At 45.8% G+C, this 25,595-nt stretch carries 18 protein-coding genes; 7 read left to right on the forward strand and 11 right to left on the reverse strand.

Going from position 1 to position 25,595, the window contains the following annotated elements:
• Positions 1 to 172: 172 nt before the first annotated feature.
• Entirely contained in the window at positions 173 to 766 is a 594-nt protein-coding gene (locus QT992_RS12190) for a Uma2 family endonuclease (RefSeq protein ID WP_333336780.1), read from the forward strand.
• A gap of 210 nt (positions 767 to 976) precedes the next feature.
• On the opposite strand, the gene QT992_RS12195 is transcribed toward QT992_RS12190, so the two are convergent.
• The 4 genes from QT992_RS12195 to QT992_RS12210 all read right to left on the reverse strand — a co-directional run bounded on the left by QT992_RS12195 (position 977) and on the right by QT992_RS12210 (position 6,387).
• Entirely contained in the window at positions 977 to 4,111 is a 3,135-nt protein-coding gene (locus QT992_RS12195) for an MFS transporter (RefSeq protein WP_333336779.1), read from the reverse strand.
• 365 nt (positions 4,112 to 4,476) lie between these two features.
• Positions 4,477 to 4,734, reverse strand: a complete 258-nt coding sequence (locus QT992_RS12200; RefSeq protein ID WP_445305304.1) for a hypothetical protein — start codon at positions 4,732 to 4,734, stop codon at positions 4,477 to 4,479.
• 179 nt (positions 4,735 to 4,913) lie between these two features.
• Positions 4,914 to 5,843, reverse strand: a complete 930-nt coding sequence (locus QT992_RS12205; protein WP_333336777.1) for a hypothetical protein — start codon at positions 5,841 to 5,843, stop codon at positions 4,914 to 4,916.
• Positions 5,844 to 5,994: 151 nt separating this feature from the next.
• The gene (locus tag QT992_RS12210; protein ID WP_333313892.1) at positions 5,995 to 6,387 is read right to left on the reverse strand and encodes a hypothetical protein; all 393 of its coding nucleotides are present in this window, start codon (positions 6,385 to 6,387) and stop codon (positions 5,995 to 5,997) included.
• On the opposite strand from QT992_RS12210, the gene proS reads away from it, so the two are divergent.
• The 3 genes from proS (at position 6,386) to QT992_RS12225 (ending at position 13,728) form a co-directional block, all read left to right on the forward strand.
• Positions 6,386 to 8,224 (forward strand): proline--tRNA ligase, encoded by a 1,839-nt coding sequence (gene proS / locus QT992_RS12215; protein ID WP_333313894.1) that lies wholly within the window; start codon positions 6,386 to 6,388, stop codon positions 8,222 to 8,224. The genes QT992_RS12210 and proS overlap by 2 nt on opposite strands.
• A gap of 328 nt (positions 8,225 to 8,552) precedes the next feature.
• Positions 8,553 to 11,525 (forward strand): adenylate/guanylate cyclase domain-containing protein, encoded by a 2,973-nt coding sequence (locus QT992_RS12220; RefSeq protein WP_333336775.1) that lies wholly within the window; start codon positions 8,553 to 8,555, stop codon positions 11,523 to 11,525.
• Between the two features lie 139 nt (positions 11,526 to 11,664).
• Entirely contained in the window at positions 11,665 to 13,728 is a 2,064-nt protein-coding gene (locus QT992_RS12225; protein WP_333313897.1) for an adenylate/guanylate cyclase domain-containing protein, read from the forward strand.
• Positions 13,729 to 13,806: 78 nt separating this feature from the next.
• Here the strand turns inward: QT992_RS12225 and rpmB are convergent, their stop codons facing one another.
• From rpmB to rppA, 4 genes are all read right to left on the reverse strand, one after another.
• Positions 13,807 to 14,043 (reverse strand): 50S ribosomal protein L28, encoded by a 237-nt coding sequence (gene rpmB / locus QT992_RS12230; RefSeq protein WP_006634309.1) that lies wholly within the window; start codon positions 14,041 to 14,043, stop codon positions 13,807 to 13,809.
• 362 nt (positions 14,044 to 14,405) lie between these two features.
• Entirely contained in the window at positions 14,406 to 16,394 is a 1,989-nt protein-coding gene (gene htpG / locus QT992_RS12235; protein WP_333313898.1) for a molecular chaperone HtpG, read from the reverse strand.
• Between the two features lie 284 nt (positions 16,395 to 16,678).
• Positions 16,679 to 18,016: a two-component system sensor histidine kinase RppB gene (gene rppB, locus QT992_RS12240; RefSeq protein WP_333336773.1), complete on the reverse strand. Its 1,338-nt coding sequence runs from the start codon at positions 18,014 to 18,016 to the stop codon at positions 16,679 to 16,681.
• Positions 18,017 to 18,177: 161 nt separating this feature from the next.
• Entirely contained in the window at positions 18,178 to 18,867 is a 690-nt protein-coding gene (rppA, locus tag QT992_RS12245) for a two-component system response regulator RppA (RefSeq protein ID WP_333336771.1), read from the reverse strand.
• Between the two features lie 206 nt (positions 18,868 to 19,073).
• On the opposite strand from rppA, the gene QT992_RS12250 reads away from it, so the two are divergent.
• The gene (locus tag QT992_RS12250) at positions 19,074 to 20,078 is read left to right on the forward strand and encodes a multicopper oxidase domain-containing protein (RefSeq protein WP_333313902.1); all 1,005 of its coding nucleotides are present in this window, start codon (positions 19,074 to 19,076) and stop codon (positions 20,076 to 20,078) included.
• Positions 20,079 to 20,111: 33 nt separating this feature from the next.
• Here QT992_RS12250 and QT992_RS12255 read toward each other — a convergent pair whose 3' ends face one another.
• Positions 20,112 to 20,243 carry a hypothetical protein gene (locus tag QT992_RS12255; RefSeq protein ID WP_333377048.1) on the reverse strand — a complete coding sequence of 44 codons (132 nt, stop codon included), beginning with the start codon at positions 20,241 to 20,243 and terminating at the stop codon, positions 20,112 to 20,114.
• On the opposite strand from QT992_RS12255, the gene QT992_RS12260 reads away from it, so the two are divergent.
• Both QT992_RS12260 and QT992_RS12265 read left to right on the forward strand, forming a co-directional pair.
• Complete coding sequence (locus QT992_RS12260; protein WP_333377050.1) at positions 20,242 to 21,459, forward strand: helix-hairpin-helix domain-containing protein; 1,218 nt, start codon at positions 20,242 to 20,244, stop codon at positions 21,457 to 21,459. The genes QT992_RS12255 and QT992_RS12260 overlap by 2 nt on opposite strands.
• An 87-nt stretch (positions 21,460 to 21,546) precedes the next feature.
• On the forward strand, positions 21,547 to 22,491 hold the full coding sequence (locus tag QT992_RS12265) for an FTR1 family protein (protein WP_333313908.1): 945 nt from the start codon (positions 21,547 to 21,549) through the stop codon (positions 22,489 to 22,491).
• A gap of 621 nt (positions 22,492 to 23,112) precedes the next feature.
• Here QT992_RS12265 and QT992_RS12270 read toward each other — a convergent pair.
• On the reverse strand, positions 23,113 to 24,972 hold the full coding sequence (locus QT992_RS12270) for an AMP-binding protein (protein ID WP_333336769.1): 1,860 nt from the start codon (positions 24,970 to 24,972) through the stop codon (positions 23,113 to 23,115).
• A 194-nt stretch (positions 24,973 to 25,166) separates the two neighbouring features.
• On the reverse strand, positions 25,167 to 25,595 hold a 429-nt coding region (locus tag QT992_RS12275; protein ID WP_333336767.1), incomplete at its 5' end, for an HNH endonuclease signature motif containing protein.

Here is a 25,595-nt window from a genome sequence, read left to right on the forward strand (position 1 = left end):
AGATGATCCCGGACATAAGTTCGGGGAGTAAATTAACCAAAATTGGGAAAATTTGCAACCAAAGGATGAGGCAAATTTGACACGATTGTTGTTAGCGGAGTTCATGATTAGCATTGTTTAGCCGATCGACGATCGCCTATAATCGCAACAGACCTGTATTGAGGTGGCTGTTATGTCGATCGCAACTGCAAAACGCTTCACCATAGCGGAATATCACCGCCTGACAGAACTGGGGTTCTTTGGTGAGGACGATCGAGTGGAGTTAATCAAGGGAGAACTTGTCAACATGGCTGCTAAAGGTACGGCTCATTCTGTTTGCGAGACACGCTTGGAACGCGAGTTATTTAAGCTGCTGGGAGAAAGGGCGACACTGCGGGGACAACAACCGATTATTCTGCCGGATGACAGCGAACCTGAACCCGATCGCGCGATCGTGCAAAATCGCCCTGATGACTATTTATCCTGTCACCCCACAACAGCGGATATATTGTTACTGATTGAGATTGCGGATTCTTCTTTGAATTACGACAAACAAGTCAAGTTGCCCCTTTATGCTGAAGCGGGTATCTCTGATTATTGGATATTTAATTTATTAGAAATTTGTTTGGAATGTTACAGCGAACCTTATCAGAATTCGCAAGGCAAATTTGGTTATCGCGTCAAGAGAATTTTTCTGCCTAACGAGACAGTTGCCCTCCCTAATTTTGGGGATTTGTCCCTAGCTTTATCTAAAGTATTTCCTCCTAGTTCGATCGGCGATAAATAATATCGTTTTCGGTGGCATCGGAATCATATATTTGGATAATGTCAGTGCGAGCGTCCTCGCTCGCGGTATGGATCGCGAGCGAGGACGCTCGCACTGCATAATAATTCCAATGCCACCAAATCAACCGGACATGATATCATTCCAAAGAAAATAGGCTGGCAAACAGCCAGCCTAGAATCAGGAGAACTTTATTTCAAACTCGTTGAAAATCTAGCTAAACAAACCCGAAATACCGTTGACTGCTATTGCTCCAGCCAAAGCGGAAACCACCACAGAAGTCAGAGCCGTACCGAACAGCCACCAAGCTGCGGCTGCTGCCGCTTCGCGCGCATCTTCTGCTTGCTGCTTGGTCTTTTTCTTGAGCTGTTTGATGCGTTTTTTGGCTTCATGTTGCAGGCGTTCCGATCGCAATAAAACGCTGTCCCTGGCTCCTTCCATTTGGTCAACAATTCGGTGAGCGTCAGTCTCGGAAATATCGGAACGAGAACTCAGCAGGGCAACTAAAGTACCGCGATCGAACTCACCTAAACGCTCTTTAATCGCGTCAAATCCTGCCTGCGGGTCATCAAACACTTTACGCAAGTCCCGCTTGATGCCTTCGTAGTTGAGCTCTGGTCGATCGAGCGAATTGAGGTAATCCCGGATTTTTCCGAAAATACCATCCATTGCTGACTGAAACTTGTCCTGAACCATTTGAACTTGTTCGACAATTTGGTTGCGGACAGATTCAATTTGGTCGGCAATTTTGTTGGCTTCCTCTTCCGAGATGTCTTCCCGCTGCGACAGCAATGCTACCAGAGTCGATCGATCGAAGTGCTTCAGGCGATCGCCCAAACTTTGCATCCCCATTCCCGGCTCGCTAAACAGCAACTGCAAATCGCGTTTGATGCTTTCAGGATTGAGTTCTTCCTTGTCCGTATTCCGCAAGTAATTTTCCAAACTTCCTTGGAAATCCCGGACTGTTTTTTGAGCGCGAGAGGCCAAGCGGCGGGGCGATTTCACGATGCTGCGAAGCGAATCTTGCACGCGATCGATCGTCCGATTGATCTGTTCTTCGCTCAAATCTTCCCGCTGTGAAAGCAGCTTGACTAAAGTTTCGCGATCGACCTGAGAAAGTCTGTCCCGAAGTGCCAAAGCACCCTCTTTCGGATTTTCAAACAATTTAGTCAAATCCCGATTGAGGCCTTCTGGATCGAGTTCTTCCAGGTTGGTATTCCGCAGGTACTCGCCAATTTTTGCAGTAACTTCCTCGTACTGTTGCTTAGCTCTATCTGCAACTATTTGCGGCGCGTGGATAATGTTGTCGCGCACAGATTCGATCCGGTCGATCGTCTGATTGATCTGTTCTTCGCTGAGGTCTTGGCGCTGTGACAGCAACTGCACCAGCGTATCGCGGTCGAATTGAGACAAGCGTTCTCTCAGCGCTTTAAATCCGGCTTCCGGGTCGTTTAACAGCGTTTGAAACTCGCGCTCGATCGCTTCGGGATTGAGTTCTTCCTTATTAGTATTGCGGAGATAGTCTTCTACCTTTTGCCGCAATTCTTGGGCTTTCGATTTCGCTTGCTCTTGCAATTCTTGAGCTTTAGAAATCACGCGATCGCGCGAACTTTCGAGCCGCCCGATTAACTGATCGGCTTCCTCTGGACTGAAATCTTCCCGCTGACCCAGCAACTGCACCAAAGTATCGCGGTTAAACTGCGACAGGCGATCGCGCAAAGCCTCAAAACCAGCATCCCGATCTTCCAAAAGCGCTTGGAAATCCCGCTCGATACCTTCAGGATTCAATTCTTCCTTGCCGGTCGATCGCAAATAATTCTCAATCCGACTCCGCAAATCTTGAGACTGTTCTTCACCAGCAGCAGCTTGCACAATTTCCAACACTTCTTGTCGGACACCTTCAAGCTGTTCGGCAATTTCCGTCACCTGTTCAGGAGCAAACCCCTCACGGCGGCCCAGAATACCTACAAAATAATCTGGATTAAACAGCTCTAACTGGCGCAAAACTGCCCCCGGAGAAGCTTCCGGGTCGTAAATCACATCCCTAAATTCCTGCTTGATTGTCTCCCGGTTGAGATGCCAAGGTTGGGCATTCATCAAGTAGTTTTCCACATCAGCCTTAGCTGTATTGAAAGGCAGCGCAGGCACTTTGTCGCCCACCATAGAAGCCAAAGATTTAGCTTGTTCCGTCCCTTTGGCTGTCAGTTGCTGCAACTGACCAGAGATTTTTTCAACATCCAAATCAGACAAATCCGTCCGCGACAAAACAGTGCCCATAAGAGATTCGACACCCAACTGCATCGCTCGCTTCATGGGGCTGCTGGAGCCCGATTTGTTTTCCCTACTTTCCAGAATTTGAGACAGCTTGGCGTTGAGTTCGTCAGACTTCAGCAAATCGGGAGCGGCAAACTTGAGAAAATCCACCAACTCTAAATTCGGGTCTTTCTGCTCTTGCTGCTTGCCGAAAGTTTGCTTCCAAACGCCTTCGAGTTGGTCGGCAACTTGAGTTATTTCCTCTTGAGAAAAGTCTGTGCGACTCTTAATCAAATCCACAAAAGTCTGGCGGTTAACATTCTTCAGAACATCGCTTCCCGCAAGAGATTTGATATCTGCATCGCCCAGCAACTTTTCAAATTGACCGCGAATTTCCTTAACATCTAGTTTCGGTAACTGCAAAGAACCCACATAATCTTGCAGTGTTTCGCGAATGCTATCCGGGTCTACCGCCGAACTCAACTCGCGGCGTACAGCAGCAACAGATGCCTCTACAGTATTGACCATTTGGTCGCTAGCCATCTTGCCGCCGATCGCAGCACCCGCAGTACCCATGACGCCTTGAACGCCTGAAAAAGCAGTTTTGATCAAGGAACCGATCATAGAACCGACGGCGCTAGAACCGAGCCACACCAGGGTTAAAAAGTACGCAGCCCAGATGACCACACCAATAATTGCCGCTCCGTCTACGCTGGCAATTGAAGTTAGTTTGACGGCCAGAAAACAACCCAAAAATAAAGCCAGGTTAACCGTGACTAAAATCCAACCCCCGACTAAACCTTCGATTTTCCGAACTTTCTTGCCTAAACTTTCGGACTCATCATCATCATCGTCATCGTCGGGTAAAGCCTCGTCCCAATTTGATATCTTGGCGGCGATCGAGAAATTTGTTAACAGGAATTGGAAGCCGAAAGCCATAATGACTCCGGCGATTAATGCCACGAAAAACTGAGGGCTTAAAAACATCAGCCCTCCGATATCGGGGTGGTCAAATGGCACATCTATTTCTACTGGCATTTGGGCAATATTAAATTTGGGACTGTACAGCGACATTAATAACTCGCTTTCAAACATAATTTACCTCCTAAGTTTTTATGCCTAACTCGGCATGAAGAAAATTGTCCCCAACTTTTTTATAGGGGATTTTGTAATCTTTAGATGATGGTTTGTTTGGGTTCGGCTTTATCTTACGGAAGGCCTTATTAGTGAAATTGGGATGAGTAGTAAATCAGTTCTTTAGTTATCTCATCCTTACTGCTTATTATGGCTGTGGGAGCTAAAAAATAAATCCGTCTAAAGTCAGAAATCAGTCTTTCTGGGGCTGATAGCAGCCGAGTTCGCATAAAAGTGGCAAGTTTGAGGCGGGGGGCGTCACCCATTATCAATAGTAGTAAAGTGATCTTCGGCGCACCCTACATATCGTAGAGTTCGCTACCGAGTTAGGATTCCGTTGGATTTTCAGGCTCAAAACGAGCGAGTAATTGCGGGCGATCGAGCTGCATAATCAGTCGCGCGATCTCGATGGGTTCTAGTTGAATCAAAGGCTCGATTAGTTGGGATAATTCTTCATCAATCTCGCCAAATCTTACTTGTAATATACTCTCAAGAATCTCGCGTTTACTTTGCTCAATACCTTGCTCGATACCTCGCTGAGTTGCTTCTTCAAGCCGTTGTAAATAGAGGGGTGATAGTTCCATAATTAACTCCAGATTTGGTCGATAATAAATAGTAAAGTGATAAGCTGTTGTGCATCTAATTTGAAAGTCAATTTTTCTACAATTATTGTGGAACGGGCATCCTGCCCGTCTCTGGATTCAATTTAAATGCGTAGCAGCTTATTGAGCGCACCCTACCGATTGTAGAGTGCGATGCTGACTCAGGATTCCGGTTGATTTTTTTGTTCAAAATGAGCTAGCAATTCAGAGCGATCGAGCAGCATAATCAGCCGCGTGCTAGCGAGGGGATCTAGTTGAATCAAAGGCTCGATTATTTGGGCTAATTCTTCATCAATCTCACTAAATTTTACTTGTAGCAGATTCTCAACCATCAGGCGTTGAGCGCGCTGCATACCTTGCTGAATACCTTGCTGGATACCGCGCTGAGTTGCATCTTCCAGCCGTTGCAAGTAGAGGGGTGACAGTTCCATAATTAACTCCCGATCTTCTCGATCTATGTCTTGGCGGACTTCTAATATCGTTCGCAAGTTGTACAACAATTCTAACGCATTCAACCGAAAGACATTATCTGAGGGTAACTCTCTCAATTCGGCAATAGCTTGCTTCTGCACGTTTCCCTTCCCTAAAACTCTCAGCCACAGGGTTTCTGGAGTCCGGGGGAGTTGGTGAATGGCAATAATCGCTGCTTTCAGAGATGGGCCCATAAAATAAACTCCACTTACCCAATTTTCCGGTTCGGGAATCGCTCGAAATCCAGCTAATATCGTGTCGGAAACAGTCGGCGACAGTATCCAGAGTTGGGGCAAGTCTGTCTCTGCAATCCGGGTATTTTCTCTAACTGCCGCGCGTTCAAATTCGCCGTGGATATCGAAGAGTTTGCCCAGACAACTGCGAATTTCTCCGATTTGGACGGGGCTGCGGAAGGGTTCAAATACAGCGGGTTTTGCTGCAATTTGACCCAAAATGCCGAGGGCTGTTGCTTCGACTTCCGGTTCTGCTTTCGGGGAAAATAAAACGTCAACCTGCCTCACTTCTCCAGCGACATCCCGGCTGGTTTCTACATTACCGAGAGGGGTTAATAGTTCTTTCAGATACTGTTTGGCAAATTGGTCGTGAATAAATCTGGTCATGCGATTTTAGATGTGAGATTTGAGATTGAGAATTAGTTACGGGATATGGGTTGGGCGCTTGCCTAAAGTTGCATTGTTTTTTGAATTCGGTAATTAGAATGTAATTGCGGGTCCTTCAACAAACATGATATCAGGTGCGCCGCAGCGTACCCTACGATTTTTTGCCGCAGCATTTACCCTCACAATTGCGAATGCTGCGAATACATCCGTACTCCTCGAAACGTTGACTGTGTTTGCGAACAGTAGGATAGGCCAGTAAATATAATGGAATTCCGATTAGTTTGTAAAGCAATCGACCAGCAGCATGAACAATATCCCAAATTTCGCTTAAATTAGGTTCTCGAACAAATTCTCCTATTTCATCTTTTAAGGCAACCCATTGAGATTGCACAGTAGGAGAGTGACAATTATCAAAGACTGCCATACCTTTTTCGTAGTTTTGCCAAATTTTATTCATATATTTAATCAAATCGGGCTTAGTTCTGATAATATCAGAAGTTGATCTAAAATTACACTCATCCGCTATTTTAAGGAAATCAGCCATGCGACTCTCTCAAATGCTTTTTGTTACCCTGCGCGAAGACCCGGCAGAAGCAGAAATTCCCAGCCACAAACTATTACTCCGTGCCGGATACATCCGGCGCATCGGTAGCGGAATTTACGCTTATCTACCTTTAATGTGGCGAGTTCTCAAAAAAGTATCTCAAATTGTGCGCGAAGAAATGGACGCTACCGGCGCTCAAGAATGTCTACTCCCGCAATTGCAACCGGCCGATTTGTGGCGGGAATCCGGCCGCTGGGATACCTACACTCAAGCTGAAGGTATTATGTTTGCCATGACAGATAGGCAGCAGCGAGAATTGGGACTGGGCCCAACTCACGAAGAAGTAATTACTACAATTGCTAAAGATATGATTCGTTCCTATCGGCAATTGCCTTTACATCTTTATCAAATCCAAACTAAGTTTCGCGATGAAATTCGCCCGCGTTTTGGGTTGATGCGCGGTCGCGAATTCATTATGAAAGATGGCTATTCTTTCCACACTAACGAAGAAAGTTTGAAAAAGACTTATCAGGATATGGCTCAAGCTTATAGCAATATGCTGCGCCGATCGGGCTTGCAATTCCGAGCAGTAGATGCTGATTCTGGAGCAATTGGCGGTTCTGGTTCTCAAGAGTTTATGGTGTTGGCTGAAGCGGGAGAAGATGAAGTTCTTTATACTGAAGATGGTCAGTATGCAGCTAATGTGGAAAAGGCTGTATCGATGCCTGCTGATGTGGAACCCTCGCCCTTTGCAACGTTTGAAAAGCGGGAAACGCCGGGAACTGAAACAATTGATAAACTTTGCAAGTTTTTGAAATGTTCTCCGACGCAAGTTGTCAAAAATGTGCTTTACCAAGCTGTTTACGACAATGGCATGACTGTTTTGGTCTTGGTAAGCATTCGCGGCGACCAAGATGTGAATCAGGTAAAGTTGCTGAATGAGTTGACGAAGTTAGCGGGCAACTATCAAGCTAAAACTGTTTTATTTTTGACTGTTCCCGATGCGGAAGCTCAGCGGAAATGGGCGGCTAAATCTTTACCTCTGGGTTATATGGCTCCGGATCTTGCTGATGATTATATCGCCTCCAACCCCCCCCAACCCCCCCTTACCAAGGGGGGGCAAGGGGGGGTATCTCCCAAGTTTTTGCGTTTGGTCGATCGCACTGCAGTTGACCTGACAAACTTTGTCACAGGTTCAAACGAATCAGGATACCACGTTGTCGGGGCTAATTGGGATAAAGAATTTCCGCTACCAGCAACGGTTGTAGGTGTCAGAACAGCCAAAAAGGGCGATCGGGCAGTGCACAACCCCGAACAAACCTTGCAAAGCGCCAGAGGCATCGAAGTCGGCCACATCTTCCAATTAGGAACCAAATACTCCCAAGCAATGGGCGCCACCTACACCAGCGAACAAGGCGAAGAAATGCCCTTTATGATGGGCTGCTACGGCGTCGGCGTGTCGCGGCTAGCTCAATCAGCCGTAGAACAATCCTACGACAAAGATGGGATAATTTGGCCAGTGGCGATCGCGCCGTATCACGCCATCATTAGCATCCCCAATATTTCCGACGCCCAACAAGTAGAAGTCGCCGAAAAACTCTATGCAGAACTCAACCAATCTGGCATTGAAACGTTACTAGATGACCGCGACGAACGAGCCGGAGTTAAATTCAAAGATGCTGATTTAATCGGCATTCCCTATCGCATTGTTCCGGGCCGTTCGCTGAAAGCAGGCAAAGTTGAAGTCGTGGAAAGAGCAACTCACAAATCACATGAAATTCTCATTGATGAAGTAAATTCTACTTTAAAACAGTGGATTGAAGCCGCCATCAACTAAGCCTTTATAATTGGTAAGGTGCGCGCACCGCGCACCTATATTTAGGCTTGCAATGTGCGCGGTGTACACCCTACATTAGCTCCAATCTTGGGAGCATCTCACTTTTGAAGCCAACCTAGAAATTGGAGTTGGGAGGCAGGATACAAGAGGAAAGAGTGAGAAAGAAGGAGCCAGAAGAAGTGTTTTTACAAATATGAGATTCTCCCCCCTCTTCCCTCTTCCTTCTATCCTTTACATCCGTTACATCCGTTACATCCGTTACATCCGTTACAAAATCCGTTGCCGAACTTCCTTGAGATGTGAAATTCCCTAAAACTTAAAACTCGGTATGAATCTGAACCTAAATCAGTTTCTGCGATTCCCTCAATCCCGAATTGGGCGGTACTTAGCTCAAGTAACTGTCGTTGCTGTCGCTTACGCCGTGGGGGCGAGGCTAGCAATTTCAATTCAAGGTGTTAGTCCCTTTGCGGCCTCGGTGTGGCCCCCCGCAGGAATTGCACAAGCGGGAATTTTATTGTTTGGGAGAAAAGTCTGGCCTGCCATAGTTTTGGGTACATTTCTGCTAAATTTGGTTAACCCAAATGAACAGATATTTGCGGTTTGGGTGGGAGGAAACGCCGGGGCAATTCTGCAAGCTGTCTTTGCAGTAACTGCCCTGCGCTGGATGGGGTTTCGTCCATCTCTCGCTCGCTTGAAAGATGTAGTTAATTTAATCTTGTTTGGCGGTCTAATTTCTACTCAAATCAGTTGCACGATTGGCGCGTTTTCCCTATATTTAGCGGGCAAAGTAGATTTGACAGAATATTTGTCTGTTCGATGGAATTGGTGGTTGGGAGACACAATGGGAGTTTTAATTTTAACTCCCTTAATCCTAATATTTTTTCGCCCTAAAGTAACCGCCGATCGTTTAAAAAGACAAACAGGCCGCCAGCAAAGATATTTAATTTGGCGGGCAGTATGGTTATTATTATTAATTGGGGTGAGCTGGCTTGTCTTTGTGTCGAAAAATGAAGCTTCTATTTCTAGTTATCCCCTGGAATATTTGCCGTTTCCTTTCATAATTTGGTCGGCGCTCCAATTCGGTCAACGAGCCGCTGTCCTAGCATCGTTCATTGTCTCAAGCATCGCAATTATGGGCAGTTCTCAGGGAGGGGGGCCGTTCATAGCCAAAGCCGAAAATATCACTCAGGCTATCTTATTTTTGCAAGCTTTTATGGCTGTAGTTACAATTACCTCGCTGTTATTGGCAGCGACGGTAGCGGAACGCGCTGAGGCAGAAAATTCCCTGCGAGAAAGCGAAATTAAATATCGAGAATTGGTGGAAAATGCTAGCAGCATTATTATGAAATTGGATGCTGACGGCTATATTACTTTTTTTAACGAATTTGCCGAAATATTCTTTGGCTACACTCAGGAAGAAATCCTGGGTAAAAATGCAATGGGAACAATTCTTCCGCAGACAGACATCGAAGGGAATAACTTACAGTTGGTTTATCATGAAATTTTACAAAATCCCGATCGCTTTACCAGCTATGAAAATGAAAACCTCCGGCGCAGTGGCGATCGCGTTTGGGTATCTTGGGCAAATAAACCGCTGGTTGGTTCAGCGGGAGAAATCCTGGGAATCCTCTGCATCGGCACAGATATCACCGCTCGCCGAAAAGCTGAAATAGCGCTGCAAAAGCTGAATGAAAAGCTGGAAATCCGAGTTGAAGAGCGGACAAATGCCCTGAAACACAGCGAACTTCAGCTACAGAAACAGAAATCGGCATTAATTGATTTAGCCAAAAATAAAGCGCTGAATCAAGGCGACTTAACAAAGGCGCTTCAAGAAATAACTGAAACTGCTAGCCGTACTCTGGAAGTTGCCCGATCGAGCGTCTGGCTGTACGATCGCACTAAATCCAAGATCGAGTGCCTGGATTTGTTCGATCGCACTCTCAACCAGCACTCAGACGGTTTGGAATTAGCAGAAGCAGACTATCCTGTCTATTTCCAAGCACTCCGAGAAGAACGCGCAATTGCTGCCTTTGACGCGCAAAACGATTTTAGAACTAGAGAATTTGCGGAATCTTACCTAATTCCGTGCGGCATCACTTCCATGCTAGATACGCCGATTCAAATAGGCGGAGAAACAGCAGGAGTCCTCTGTTTAGAACACGTAGGAATGCCCCGCTATTGGACGATTGAAGAACAAAGTTTCGCTGTTTCTCTAGCAGACTCTGTAACTTTCGCAGTGGAAGCGCGAGAACGCCAGCGCGCTGAAGAAGCGCTGCGACAAGCTGAGGCAAAATACCGCAGCATTTTTGAAAATGCGATCGTCGGCATCTTTCAAACTACTCCCGATGGGGAATATCTCAGCGTCAACCCTGCTTTAATTCGTATTTACGGTTATAGTTCCTTTGAAGAGTTGAAGGCAAATTTAACTAATATTAACCGCCAGCTCTATGTATGCCCAGAACGCCGCGCCGAAGTCATTAATTTAATGCGAGAAAACGGCAAGGTATCAGATTTTGAATCTCAAGTTTACCGCCAAGATGGCAGTATAATTTGGATTGCGGAGAATGCTTATACTGTCGGCGACAGACATGGAAATTTGCTTTATTACGAAGGTACTGTTCAAGATATCACAACTCGCAAACAAGCTGAGGCAGCTTTGCGCTTAGAACAAGAAAAATCTGACCGTCTCCTGCTCAACGTTTTACCGCAAGCGATCGCCGACAGATTAAAACAAGACCAAAGCATCATCGCCGATACTTTTTCCGAAGTAACAGTATTGTTTGCAGATATAGTCGGTTTTACCCAAATTAGTTCCCAAATTTCTCCGCCGGAATTAGTTTCCTTGCTAAACGACATTTTTTCCACCTTCGATCGCCTAGCAGAAAAGCACGGGTTGGAGAAAATTAAGACGATTGGCGACGCCTACATGGTAGTAGGAGGATTGCCAATGCCCCGCAGCGATCATGCAGAGGCGATCGCCCAAATGGCCCTCGATATGCAGCAGGCAATTATTGACTTCAGCAATACCCACAATCAAGATTTCAGCATCAGAATCGGCATCAACACCGGCCCGGTTGTCGCCGGAGTAATCGGTATTAAAAAATTTATTTACGATTTATGGGGAGACACCGTTAACACCGCTTCCCGCATGGAATCCCACGGCTTGCCGGGGTGTATTCAAGTCACGTCTGCAATTTATGATATATTGCAGGACAAGTATGTATTTGAAAGTCGCGGCGCGATCGAAGTTAAAGGCAAAGGGGAGATGAACACTTACTTTCTTACAGGCATCAAGTTATAGCAGTAAGGAAAAAAGCCCTTCGACTTCGCTCAGCAGAAAAAGAAGGAATAAGCAATATAACAACTCATGTTTCAGCAATTAAGAACGTCCTAATATTCGGTCGCGGTTGCTATAGTTAGTTAAACATATAATACTCAGTATGAACCCCAACAAAAATCAGTTTCTGCGATTTACTCAATCTAGAAATTCGCAATACTTAGCAAAAGTAGCTGCCATTGCTTTTACTTACGCTTTGGGAGGAAAAATAGCAATTTCAATCCCAGGCGTCAATACATTAGCTAGCTGCGTCTGGCCGCCGGCAGGAATTGCACAAGCTGCACTTTTATTATTGGGTCGGCGAGTTTGGCCGGGAATAGCTTTAGGCGTATTTTTGTTCGAGACTATCAACAAAATGTCATTTTTTAGTGCATTGTTAGCTGCGTTCAGTGCTTGCTTGCAAGCTTTTTTTGCATTTGCTTTGTTGCGAAAACTCAACTTTCGCTCATCACTATCTCGGCTCATAGATGTAGTCAATTTAGTCTGGGGCGGCGCTCTAGTTGCGACTCAAATTAACTGCACTCTCGGCACGTTACGCCTGTGTTTAACGGGTTTAGTTGACTGGAGCGAATATTGGCATATTCGATGGAATTGGTATCTCGGAGATACATTAGGAGTGTTAATTTTTACTCCCCTGCTGTTGATTATATACAACCACAAACCAGCGCCCCGCCCTTCACCAAATACAGCTTCTCAAACAATTCTCAATCGCATCGGTGCCGGAATAGGCCTGCTGTTATTAGTAACAGTCAGTTGGCTAATCTACAACTCAAAAAGTGAAAGTAATCTCTCCGGTTATCCCCTCGAATACTTGCCATTTCCCTTAGTAATTTGGGCAACCATTCAATTCGGTCAGGTAGGGGCGGTTTTAGCATCTTTTATTGTATCCAGTATCGCCATTTGGGGCGGTTCTCAGGGAGGCGGGCCTTTTATTGCCAAAGCGGAAAATATCAATCAGGCCATCTTATTTTTGCAGGCTTTTATGAGCGTAATTGTAGTTACATCGCTGCTGTTGGCGGCGACAGTAGCCGAACGCGCCTCAGCAGAGGATTCGCTGCGGCAAAGCGAAATTAAGTATCGGGAATTAGTGGAAAATGCTAACAGCATTATTTTAAAAATAGATAGGGCAGGAAATATTACTTTTTTTAACGAATTTGCACAGAAGTTTTTTGGTTACGATGAAAAAGAGATAATTGGCAAAAACGCCGTGGGAACAATTATTCCCAAGACAGATACAACAGGAAATGACTTGGCAGCAAAGTTGAGAGATATTTTGCAAAACCCAGAACAATATACGCGAAATGAAAATGAAAGTATCCGGCGCAGCGGCGATCGCGTTTGGGTATCCTGGGCAAATAAACCGCTGTTTGACGCGGCAGGAAAGTTCGCGGGAATGCTGGCAATCGGTACGGATATCACAGACCGCAGGCGGGCTGAAATGGCGCTTTACAAGCTGAATGAAGAGTTAGAATTTCGAGTGAAAGAACGAACTAATGCTCTGAATGATACTTTAAGTGCACTGCGAGTTCAACAGGAACAATCAGAACGCTTGTTGTTGAATATTTTGCCTGAAGAAATAGCAAATCGGTTGAAGCGAGGAGACAGTACGATCGCAGATACTTTTGCTGACGTTACTGTCTTGTTTGCGGACATAGTGGGCTTTACTCAATTGAGCTCGCGAGTTTCTCCAACGCAATTAGTAGCCTTGCTGAATGACATCTTTTCGACCTTCGACAACCTAGCAGAAAGGCACGGTTTGGAAAAAATTAAGACGATTGGCGACGCTTACATGGTAGTAGGAGGGCTGCCAATTCCTCGCCCGGATCACGCAGAAGCGATCGCAGAAATGGCCATCGATATGCAGCAGGCAATTACTGACTTCAGCAATATCCACAATCAAGATTTCAGCATCAGAATCGGCATCAACAGCGGCCCGGTTGTCGCCGGAGTCATCGGTATTAAAAAATTTATTTACGATTTGTGGGGAGACACCGTTAACACCGCTTCCCGCATGGAATCTCACGGCTTGCCGGGGTGTATTCAGGTAACAGAGACAACTTATCAGCAGTTGCGAGAAAAGTATTCCTTTGAAAACCGCGGCGCGATCGAAGTTAAAGGCAAAGGCGAGATGACTACTTATTTACTGAAATGCCGAAAAGTGCTCTAGTAAAGGTTTTTCTCTAAAAGTAAGGGCGATCGCACTCTCAAGTGTGCGATCGCCCTCATTTTAATTTAGCCAAGTTTTTTAAAGCTTGTACAGGTTAATTCCAGCTTCCTTCGCCATGATTTCCAAACCCTTGTGTTGCAAGGTTTTAATCGCCTTTGTAGAAAGGTGCAATCTTACCCAGCGCTTCTCCTGCGGCCACCAAACCCGCTTCCACTGCAAATTTGCGTCTTGCAATTTGTGAGTGCGGTGGTGCGAGTGAGAAACTGCAAAACCGTTATTCGCCTTCTTCCCCGTTAGCTGACATTTCCGAGACATACTTCCCTCCAGATTACCGTTTTTTGCGTGCAGCATTTCATTATACCCGAAGGAAGAAGGAAGAAGGAAGAAGGAAGAAGGCTTGACTTATCCCTTTACCAATAGAAATAAACTCTTGCTCCCCCCCTTAGCAAGGGGTGGTTGGGGGCAGGGCTGTTTCGGGGCAACCACGGGGAGTAGGGGTCGGATTGCCCCTACGGAAAATCAGGCTTTTGTAGGGGCGGTGCGACCCCTACTCCCCGTGCCCGCCCCCCCACGGACGATGAAATCGATGTTTCAAATATCGGGGCAACCGGGCGTGGGATTGCCCCTACAAGAGAATGAAACAGCCCCCCCTTAGCAAGGGGGGGTTGGGGGGGTTATTACATGGCACGTTCAGTCAATTTTGTCAAGACTTGATTCGATCGCTCGACAAAATCCTTCATCCCTTCAGCATCGAAACCCTTCTGGGCCATCAAAGCCAAGTCGTAAACGTGGTGACAAATCATACTCGCCAACTGACTTGACGGAGACTCCCCGCCGCCTTGAATAATCGCACCCTGACTCAAACTAGCCAGATTTTGAATCAGCGGGTGAGACGTATTCACCAGCAAAACGTGTTCTTCGGGGAATTCGGCCGCTTGCTGCTGCAAAAGCGCCGTCATGTCCCGCATCCGGCGCAAAGCTTCCGGCAAAAGTACGATCGCAGGTGGCGTCCCCTCCGCAGAGTCAGACTTCAAAGCTTCTGTGCGAATGTTCACTTTCGGCTTATTGAGAGCTTTTTGGAACATTTCTTTAACTTGTTCGCTGCGAGTTTTATTCGTCGCCGGATCGACAATTTCCGCTTCTTTCTCTTTGTCAATTAGCGTTTCGTCGATGTCGGAATCAACCCGCGAGAATTTGACATCTAAGTGTTCTCGTTCCAAGAAACTAATAAAGTGCGTGTCGATGAAAGAATCCATAAACAGCACTTCTAAACCTTGGCTTTTGTGCATTGCCACGTAAGTTGCTTGAGACGCCGGATCTGTACAATAAAACACCCGATTTTCGTGGCGTTTTTGATTGCGTTCCAAATACTCTTTCAGCGTCGTGTAAGGCTGCGTTGAAGTAGAAGTTTCCGACTTCGGAGTTACATCTTGCCACAAATCTCCTTCCTCAGTTTGCACCTGAACTTCGGGCGTTACAGTTTCTGGCTTCTGGGCTGTTGGTTCGTAGGTGCTGCGGTAGATTAAGATATCTTCGACTTGCTTTTTGAACTTGTCATCGTTGAGAGTTCCAAACTTGACAAAAGTGCCGATATCTTGCCAGCAGCGGATGTATTCGTCACGGTCGTCGCGGTAGAGTTCTTTCAGGCGATCGCCCACTTTTTTCGCGATATAATCAGCTATTCTCCTGACTGTGCGATTGCTTTGCAGAGAACTGCGAGAAACGTTCAGGGGAATGTCGGTACTGTCAATCACTCCCCGCAGCGGCATCAAGAATTTCGGGATAATTTCTTCGCAGTGGTCGCTGACAAAAACCTGGTTGCAGAATAGCTTAATATTGCCTTGGGTAACATCGACCTCCGGGCGCAGTTTGGGAAAGTAAAGAATCCCGTTGACAATAAAAGGATAATCTGTATTCAGGTGTACCCACAGCAGAGGCTCGTCTTGGTACGGGTAAAGGTGGCGGTACAGTTCTAAGTAATCTTCTTTTTGCAAATTGCTGGCTGATTCCCGCCAAATTGCTTTGTGCTTGTTGAGTTCCTCACCCTCAAATTTGATGGGAACGGGCATGAAATCGCAGTAAGTTTTGATTAACTGCTTAATGCGACTGGGTTCTACATATTCTAGTTCTTCATCTTGGAGGGTAAGAGTAATAGTAGTGCCGCGTTCCGTGCGGGAAGATTCTGATAGTTCAAAAGCGGGGGAACCGTCGCAAGACCAGTGTACGGCTTGGGAGCCTTCTTGGTAAGAAAGGGTGTCTATATCTACTTTCTGAGCGACCATGAAAGAAGAGTAGAAACCTAGGCCGAAGTGACCAATAATTGCGTCCTCGCCGCTGCCTTGGTATTTTTCAATAAATTCTTCTGCGCTGGAGAAAGCGACTTGGTTGATGTATTTTTTTACCTCGTCGGCGGTCATGCCGATGCCGTTATCGGAAATTGAGAGGGTTTTGTTTTCTTTGTCGATCGCTATGTTGATTTGCGGTTCGCCCATGTCGCCGCTGTATTCGCCGGAACGAGAAACCATTTTGAGTTTGGCAATGGCATCGACGGCGTTAGAAATTAGTTCCCGCAAGAAGACTTCGTGGTCAGTGTATAGCGACTTCTTGATAATCGGGAAAATATTTTCGGTATGGATTGAGATTGTTCCCTGTTCTAAAACTGTCATAATTTTTCGCTAGGTATTTGTCGGTCATGAACCGTGATTAGTCATTGGTCATTGGTCATTGGTCATTAGTTATTAATTGTTAGTCGAGCTGAATTTTCCTGTTATACGTTGTTAGCTGCTAACTACTAACTACTAACTACTAACTACTAACTACTAACTACTGACTACTGACTACTGACTACTGACTGAGGACTAATGACTATTTAATGATTTTCGGCGATCGTGCTACCTTTTGCCAAAGGGATTACCCGAAATAACTGATTCGGTTTCCCTCACATGGTAACTCACAAAGGCAATCGCAGAAAAAAGGTGCTGCCACAGCCCAATTCGCTGCGGGCGCTGAGGCTGCCGCGGTGTGCGCGGGCGATGGTTTGGGCGATCGCCAATCCCAGTCCCGAACCGCCGGTATGGCGCGATCGATCGCTGTTGACTCGGTAGAATCGATCGAATATTCGCTCTAAATCTGCCGCCGCTATCCCAATACCGGTATCTTGAACCTGAACGATCGCCTCCTGGTGGCTGCAATCTAAAATAACTGTTACTTTTCCCCCAGGCGGAGTGTATTGAATGGCATTAACAATTAAATTAGCAACTAAGCGATAAAGTTGGTCGGAATTGCCGACAACATTTAATTGCTGTTGCACCCGCACGGACGATGTTAGGGCTACCTTAGAAGCGATCGCCAAAGCTGCCAATTCCTCTACTAAATCGCTAACAAGGTCATTCAAACAACACAATTGAGGGCGATCGCGTATCGCTTGATTATCCATGCGAGCCAGTAGCAGCAAATCAGCCACTAACTGAGTCAATCTGCGGTTTTGGCGCTCTACAGTTCGCAAAATTTCCCGCGCTTCTTTTTCATCCAATTGAGGCATCAACAGTGCTGATTCTACTGTCGCCTGCGAAGCCGCTAAAGGTGTCCGTAATTCGTGAGCAGCATCCGCTGTAAACTGTTGAATTTGTCGGTAGGAAGCATAAATCGGTTTCATGGCTAATCCTGCCAGCCACCAACTAGAAAAGCCTACTAAAATTAATGCTGTCGGCAATCCCAACTTTAAAATTAATTTGACTGTACTGAGATAATCGTTGAAGTCTTCCAAGCTCCGCCCCACTTGAAAATATCCCCAATTTTCCTGATTATTGGTGTGCAGCACTACAGAAATTTGGTGATAAATATTGCCTTGGCTGTCAGTGATTGTTTGCCAATGTTGTGAGTTAAAGGTCGGTGGCAATTCTTCGGGATAAGCGCCTGCTGTAGCAATCAAATTTCCTGAATTATCAAATAAACGGATATAGTAAAAGCTTTGGTTGATAGCGCTTAAAATATGGCGATCGGGCAACTGTTCTTTATCTTTAATGCCGTTAACTCCAATTACCCGCAGGTTTGGCAAAAGTTCATTTACTATTGGTTCCAGGCGTCCGGGCTGCAGCAATTTGGTTTCTAGGCTGTCGTGTAGCGTCCCGGCTACTGATTCTAATTCGCGATCTATGGCTACCCAGTGAGCGTGGGCGATCGCCTCGTATACGCCCAATCCCAGCAAGCTTAAAATCAAACCCATTACTGCTGCATAGGAAAGGGCTAATTGCCAGCGAGTTCGGTTAAATAGTTTATTTTGATTCATTTTTATAACTTAAGCTGTCCGTCAAACAGTCCGCCAGGGAATGAATTCCCTGGCTAATAGTTAAAGTCCTCTAAAGAGGACTAAAGAACTCATTAGTCCTCTTTAGAGGACTTTAGCTTTGAGGCAGGGAATTCATTCCCTGGCGGACTATCGGTTTTACTTTAATTTTTCATCCGGTATCCGACGCCGTGTACAGTTTCAATTAAATTCGCGCAGCCAACTGATTCGAGTTTGCGCCGCAGCAAGCGCACTTGAGCTGCTACCACATTGCTAAAGGTATCTGCACTAGCCTCCCATATCTGATTCCGAATTTGGTCAGTGGTGACAATTTGGTTCGGATGTTTCATAAAATATTCTAACAGTTGAAATTCTTTGTTTGTCAGCGAAATTATCTGGTTTTTGCCGTGGGTATCGACATGACAAGCAGTGCGATTTCCGCAGTCGAGAACGAGATTCCCTACTTGTAGCTGTTGTGGCTGAATTTGGGGCGATCGCCTCTGCAATGCCCGCAACCTTGCTAACAGTTCCGCCATCCCAAACGGTTTAACTAAATAATCGTCAGCCCCGGCATCCAATCCCGCAACTTTATCTTCCATTCGGTCTTTTGCTGTCAGCATCAATACGGGCAGTGCGCTATGTTTAGCACGCAATCTCCGCAGCAGTTCCAATCCTGACAATCCTGGTAGCAACCAGTCAAAAATAGCGAGGGTGTATTGCGTCCACTGGCTGTCTAAATATTCCCAAGCTTCATTGCCATCTAGGGCCCAATCAACTATATATTTTTCCTGCTTTAAGGTTCGCTCGATCGCTTTCCCTAAATCGGGCTCATCTTCAACTAGCAAAACTCTCATAACTCTAATTTATAGCGGTAAATCCTTATACATTGTTAGCGATCGGCAGCATCTACCCCAACATCTAACCTCACATACTGAGATGAAATCAGCATGAAATTTTCTAATTTCGCAGAAAAAGATGATAGTTGACAATCATTGACAACAAGCTGGAAATGTCTTATACTCAAACACAATCAAATTTTTGAGAATATTTTTCAATAAGTATGACAGATTTATCCGATCGTCCCCCCATGAAAAAGCCGGGACGCTGGAGCCGCCGCCAACTGCTACAGCTAGGAATAGCTGGGGCTGGGGTAGCGGGCGGCGCGATCGCACTTCAAAATTTGACTCGCAAACCGACATCAGTTGCGAGAATACCGCCCATGCCCGCAGATGCAGTCACCGTCAGCAATATGAACCCGATGCAAATTGCGCGGGATTTTGATTACGGCACGGTGACGCGCGAAAACGGGCGCACGGTTCGGGAATTTCGCCTGGAAGCTAATACTTCGATCGTCCAACTTAACAGCGCCGTCACTTTCAACACCTGGAACGTGAACAATCGCGTGCCGGGGCCGACATTGAGGGCAACTGAGGGCGATCGTATCCGCGTCATTTTTTATAACAAAGCCGGGGATTCTCATTCGCTGCACTTTCACGGCGTTCATACCAGCGAAATGGATGGCGTTAAACCAGTGAAACACGGTTCGGTATTTATTTATGAATTCGATGCCAATCCCTACGGAGTGCATCTTTATCACTGCCATATTGAGCCTGTAACTCGTCATATAGGTAAAGGACTCTATGGAATGTTCATCATCGATCCGCCAAAACCCCGCCCTCCCGCAGATGAAATCTTGTTAATCATGGGAGGATACGACGTAAACGACGACAAAAAAAACGAACTATACGCTTTTAACGGGTTGCCCAATTATTACATGAACAACCCGATACCTATTTACCGAAATCAGCTAATCCGGCTTTACGTTCTCAACATGATTGAGTACGAAGCGGCAGTGACTTTTCACCTGCACGCCAACTTTTTTGACGTATATCGCACGGGAATGACTTTGACTCCCAGCGAAAGAACCGATGTAATTACAATGGGAGTAGCTGAAAGACATATTTTAGAATTTACCTACGGCTACGCTGGAAAATTTATGTTTCATCCCCATCAAGATGCGATCGCCGAAGCAGGCTGCATGGGGGTATTTGAAGTCATCACTTAAACCAATCGCGCTCCCCGATTACAGCGATTAAAGTTAAGAAAGTCTTAAATTATCTACCAAATTTTCTCGCAAATAGGTAGAATGAATAGCTCCCAAATAATTGAGAATCTTTCTTAATAAATTGTGAGTCCAAACGCACATCACATAAAAATTAGCAACAGCCATGTTATCAACTTTTCGTTTATTACTCACATCTTGCACCATTCTTAAGAACAGGCAAGATCCCTGTTCCATAAACAATGACTTTTCTTGTGGGGTGGGCGTCCCCAAGAACAGGCAAGATGCCTGTTCCACAAACAATGACTTTTCTTGTGGGGTGGGCGTCTCGCCCGCCCGTAGCAGGGTTGTTGCAAATGTTGCAAGATATCGTTTATTACCTACCGCCGCTGCTACAGCCATCCTCGTTGCTCTGGCCGGTTGCGCTTCCCCCACAGCCAGCAACACCGACAGCACACCCTCACCCGCTGCTACAGCCAGTCCCGCATCCACAAGCGGTCACAGCGGGAATCACGGCGGCAAAGGTGGCATCAACATCAATACTGCCATTCTTTCAGAGTTAGATAAACTCGAAGCCAAGTTAGGAGTACCAGCACTTTCTAACAAAATTCAAGCCAGCCGCCCTTACGGAAAAGTCGAAGAATTGGTTTCTAAAAATGTCATTACTCAAGCCCAATTCGACCAAATCAAAGACGTGGTAACTATTGAAAATGTGGTCCTGACAGGCGAGCCCAAAGATGTAGACTACATGACTAAACTTGGCTTGATGAAAGGGCATCTTATCGTAGCCAAAGAACTCTTGGATCAAGGCAAACCCGACCAAGCCGAACCGCACATCGGGCATCCAGTCGAAGAAATTTATGCCGATGTGGAAGAGCAGCTAAACGAGCGTAAAATTCCCGAATTTAAGACTACTTTAATTAAATTGCAGGATTTAGTTAAAGCAGGTGCAAAAGATCCTGCTCAAGTGAATGCGGAATTTACCACATCGATGCAAGCTGTAGATGGAGCAATTGCCGCCCTTCCCGAAGCCCAGCGAAAAGATCCGAAATTCGTGCTGCAAGTGATTAACGGCTTGCTGGATACAGCTAATTCCGAATACGCAGCGGCGGTTGCTAACGGCAAAATTTCCGCAATTATTGAATACCAAGATTCGCGGGGTTTTGTCATGTACGCGGAAAGCCTGTACAAAGACATTGCCGAGCAAGTGGCTAAAACTAGCCCGGAAATTGACAAAGCAATTGTTGCCAACATGACTGAACTTAAGGCAAATTGGCCAACTGCGATCGCACCCCCCGCCCCCGTAAAAACCACCGAACAAGTCAACCAGCTAGTTAAAACGATCGAAAGCGACAGCCAAAAAGTTCTCAAACCCGCCTCTTAAAAACATTACTCTCATCAACAGCGGTAATTGGTAAATAATCTGCCAATTACCTCGCTCCTTAACCAGTCCCATTTCCACCATAAAAAAATGAATTTTGGCGAAGCATTGCCCACCTTTGTAATTACTCTCCGCGAAGGAGTCGAAGCCGCCTTAGTTGTCGGAATTGTTCTAGCTTGCCTCAAAAAATCAGGACAAAGCTATTTAAGTCCTTGGGTTTTCGGCGGTGTTGGCGTTGGACTGATTGCCAGTGCTTTGATAGGTGTACTTTTCGGCTGGACTATTCAAATTTTGTCCGCATCCAATCAGCCTTTTGCACCGATTATGGAGTCGCTGCTAGAGGCAATCTTTGGGGTTGTGGCGATCGCAATGCTGAGCTGGATGCTGATTTGGATGACCAAACAAGCGCGATTTATGAAAGCCGAAGTCGAAGGCGCTGTGAGTGCTGCCTTAACGCAAAATTCTCATGCCGGTTGGGGCGTATTTAGTTTAGTTTTGATTGCCGTGTTACGCGAAGGATTTGAAACCGTTTTGTTTGTGGTTGCCAAATTTCAACAAGGAATTATTCCGGCAATCGGCGCTTTGGCGGGCCTTCTCTCAGCCACCGCACTTGGTGTCCTGCTGTTTAAATTGGGAATCAAAATTAATATCCGCCTGTTTTTCAAATATATGGGCGTTTTATTGCTCTTCATTGTAGCGGGTTTAGTGGTATCTACTTTGGGATTATTTGACAGCGCGGTGAATATTTTATCGCAATCAAATCGCGAATCAGCATCACTGTGTTTCTATTACGAAAGATTTACTAAAATCCACTCTTGCATTCTCGGGCCAATGGTCTGGAATACCTCGCAACTGCTTCCCGAAGAAAAGTTTCCCGGTTTGTTATTGAGTGCGCTGTTTGGATACACGGATAAGCTCTATGTCGTGCAGGCGATCGCTTATTTCGTCTTTTTAATTACCGTGGGCGGGATTTATTTTCAAAGTTTGGCCGGTCGAGTCTTTTTTCCGTTTAAGAAAACTCAGGTAACGAAATAGGAAATTAAGTGCGATGAAAGGCGATCGGCTTTTTAGTCTGAACTTCCCCCTGCAAATATACTTACACAAGCTCAAAACCCTCTTATCACAAAGGTGTCAATTGTTGAGTAAAAAAGTGTGTACCCAGGTAGATGATTAATATCTGTTTGCGATCGGCAATTATATTGAATCTACAACAATTGAGCGCGATCACCTGCGTCAGCTCTTGCTGATAAATGGGTACAAATTTTTAGCTCAACATTTGCATCCTTTGTTGAGTAAGAGTTTTAGGGCTGTTAGTACATTTGTATGAGAAGTCCAGATTAAAACCTGTGAGAGAGACGAGAATGGGTGGATGACTTTAGTAATGCTATAGCCCTAGGTGAATTGACGGAACTACCCCGCAGGGGGTAAGTTCCGCTTTACACTCACCCGAAGTACAACCAGCAGAAAGACTATGGTCTGCAGACAAATGAACCGATAGCCAATCGCTGTTTGAAAAACGCAAGATGAATTAGAAGCTGTTTTATTTGATCGGTGTCAAAAACGGTTAAATCTCAAATCGCTAATTAGCGGCTTGACCCATTTCTATTCGTAGCCGGAGGCAAAAGTTTAATAATGGTTAATCGACCGGACATGAGATTAATCATCCGCCTGCACACGATCTATACAAGCTTTCAATTTTTCAGCTAGCACTTGTACATGGGGTTCTTGCAACATAGTAAGATGTCCACCAGGAACTTCATAGATATCCAATCCTCCAACAGCCAGCTTACCCCAGCCGAATTTAATGTCAATGTCTACCAACTTAGGATCATACAAGGAGTCGCTTACAGTAGTTTGCATACTAGATACAAAGAGCGTTATTCGACCTGAGTAGGCTTGCGGTATATATTGGGTTTGGGCTTCTCCGTATGCCTCCTGAAAAGTTTTGTATCGAGTCTTGTCCGACCCACGAAGACCGTTAGCCTGGAAAAATTTGTAGTAAATCAACTGAAGCTTTTTGCTCAAATCATTGACTTTCTTCAGACCATAGGCAGGGCCGAATTCCAAAAGGTTACTCAAGAAGCCAAAAGCCCGCTTGTGGATAGGCTTGGGTGTGTATGCACCTAAACCGAGAGTATCCAACAAAGCTAGCAGAGCTACCTTCTCACCCTCTGCGTGGAGCTGTTGAGCTACTTCGAGTGCTACCATTCCTCCAAAACATAAACCGCCTAGAAAATAAGGGCCATGAGGCTGGACTATTCGCATTTCTTTGATGTAATGAGCCGCTAGATCAACAGGGTTGAAGGAAGCGTCTGTTGCATTCATCATCTCTATTGATAACCCATAAACGGGTTGCTCCGAACCCAGATGAGATGCCAAAGCGTGGTATAAGCCGATGCCTTGAAAAAGAAAAATAGGTGGCTTGGAACCGTGAGGCTGAATCGGTGCTAGCGCAGACCCAAGTTTTGAGTATCCTTCCTGGCGGAGAATGCTGGCCAATTGCTCAACTGTGGGTGCCTGGAAGAGAGCAGCCAGAGGCAAGCTTTTGCCGAATGCCTTATTGATTTGAGCCAACAGGCGCACGGCTAGTAGAGAGTGTCCTCCCACGTCAAAGAAATTGTCATTCACACTAATCGGCTTTTTGCCTAAAACGTTCTCCCAAATTTTTGTTAGTTGGATTTCTAAATCATCGCTGGGAGGCACAAAGGTACTTGCTGGCTCTTGCCTGAGCCCGTCGGGTGCGGGCAGGGCGCGCTGGTCTATTTTCCCGTTGGGTGTTAAGGGTAGGGTGTCTAGGAAAACGAAGGCTGATGGCACCATATAGTCAGGGAGCTTTTGCTTCAGGAAGCATCGTAGTTCGTCGGTAGTGGGTTTCTGCTGTTGGTTTGAAACAATATAGGCAACTAAACGTTTGTCGCTTTCTATGTCAACCCTTGCTGTTACTACACACTGCTGCACACTAGGATATTGGGATAGAGTTGACTCAACCTCCCCCAGTTCGATGCGGAAACCACGGATTTTGACTTGATTATCTATGCGACCGAGAAACTCAATGTTCCCGTCGGGTAGATAACGAGCTAGATCCCCAGTTTTATAAAGGCGTGTCCCTGGTTCATTGCTAAAGGGGTTTGGGATAAATTTATCTTTGGTCAAATCGGGGCGGTTGAGGTAGCCTCGAGCGATGCCTTCACCACCAATGTGGAGCTCGCCCGGTACACCAATGGGAACAGGATTCAAATATTTATCCAGCAGATATATCTGCATATTGGCAATAGGGCGACCGATCGGAACCTGTGTTCTGAGTGCCGAAGACTGACAATGATATACACTGCTCCACACCGTTCCTTCTGTTGGCCCGTATTCGTTGAACAAAGATGTCTTAGCCAGCAGCTTAGTATGGCGTTCAACCAACTCTCTGGAACAGGGTTCGCCTGCGACAATAACACCACGAAGACAAGTGAGCTGTTGTGGTTCCGCTTGCTCCAAAATCAGGTTATAGAGAGATGGAAGACTCAATAAATTTGACATCTCCCCATGCCTAAAGGCGAGGGGATTCATAAGACCACAATTTAAGTCTTACAGGTGCTGAGTTAGAGTCGATAGGGGCGTTGCCACCCCTACCTCTCCTTCAGAACCGTGCGTGAGACTTTCACCTCACACGGCTCCTTGATAATTCCATCCTTGTTATGGATACGACTCAAGACCAACTATCAGGTTTTAACACTTCCTTTAGAGCGCATTGACCTGTCTGTTGCTGTCTTTGTGTCGTGGCAGTGTTTATGCAGAAGTTGTAGGTTGTCATAGGTGTCTTTTCCACCTAACGAAGTCGGTTTAATATGGTCAACTTCTACAATATCTGTACTGGTAAAGTACAAATCACAGTGAGAGCAAATACCCTTTTGTTTCTTGATTAATGATGCAACCCTGGTAGGGGTTTCTGGGTATTCACCTCTTCGTTTACTCCAATAAATCCAGTTACCATCAAACGGACTGGCTACACCTTTGACTTTTGTATGCCTTACGATTGGCGTACTTGCATGGGTGAGTAATTCCACTCTGTCCTCTGTACTGAAACACCAATTACGGTCGCTTACTGTTCTCCAGTATTTCTCCTTGTTGATGTTCCCTTTTCCCCTACT

The organism is Microcoleus sp. T3_D1, from assembly GCF_036700405.1.
In the GTDB taxonomy this organism is placed as follows: Bacteria; Cyanobacteriota; Cyanobacteriia; order Cyanobacteriales; family Microcoleaceae; genus Microcoleus.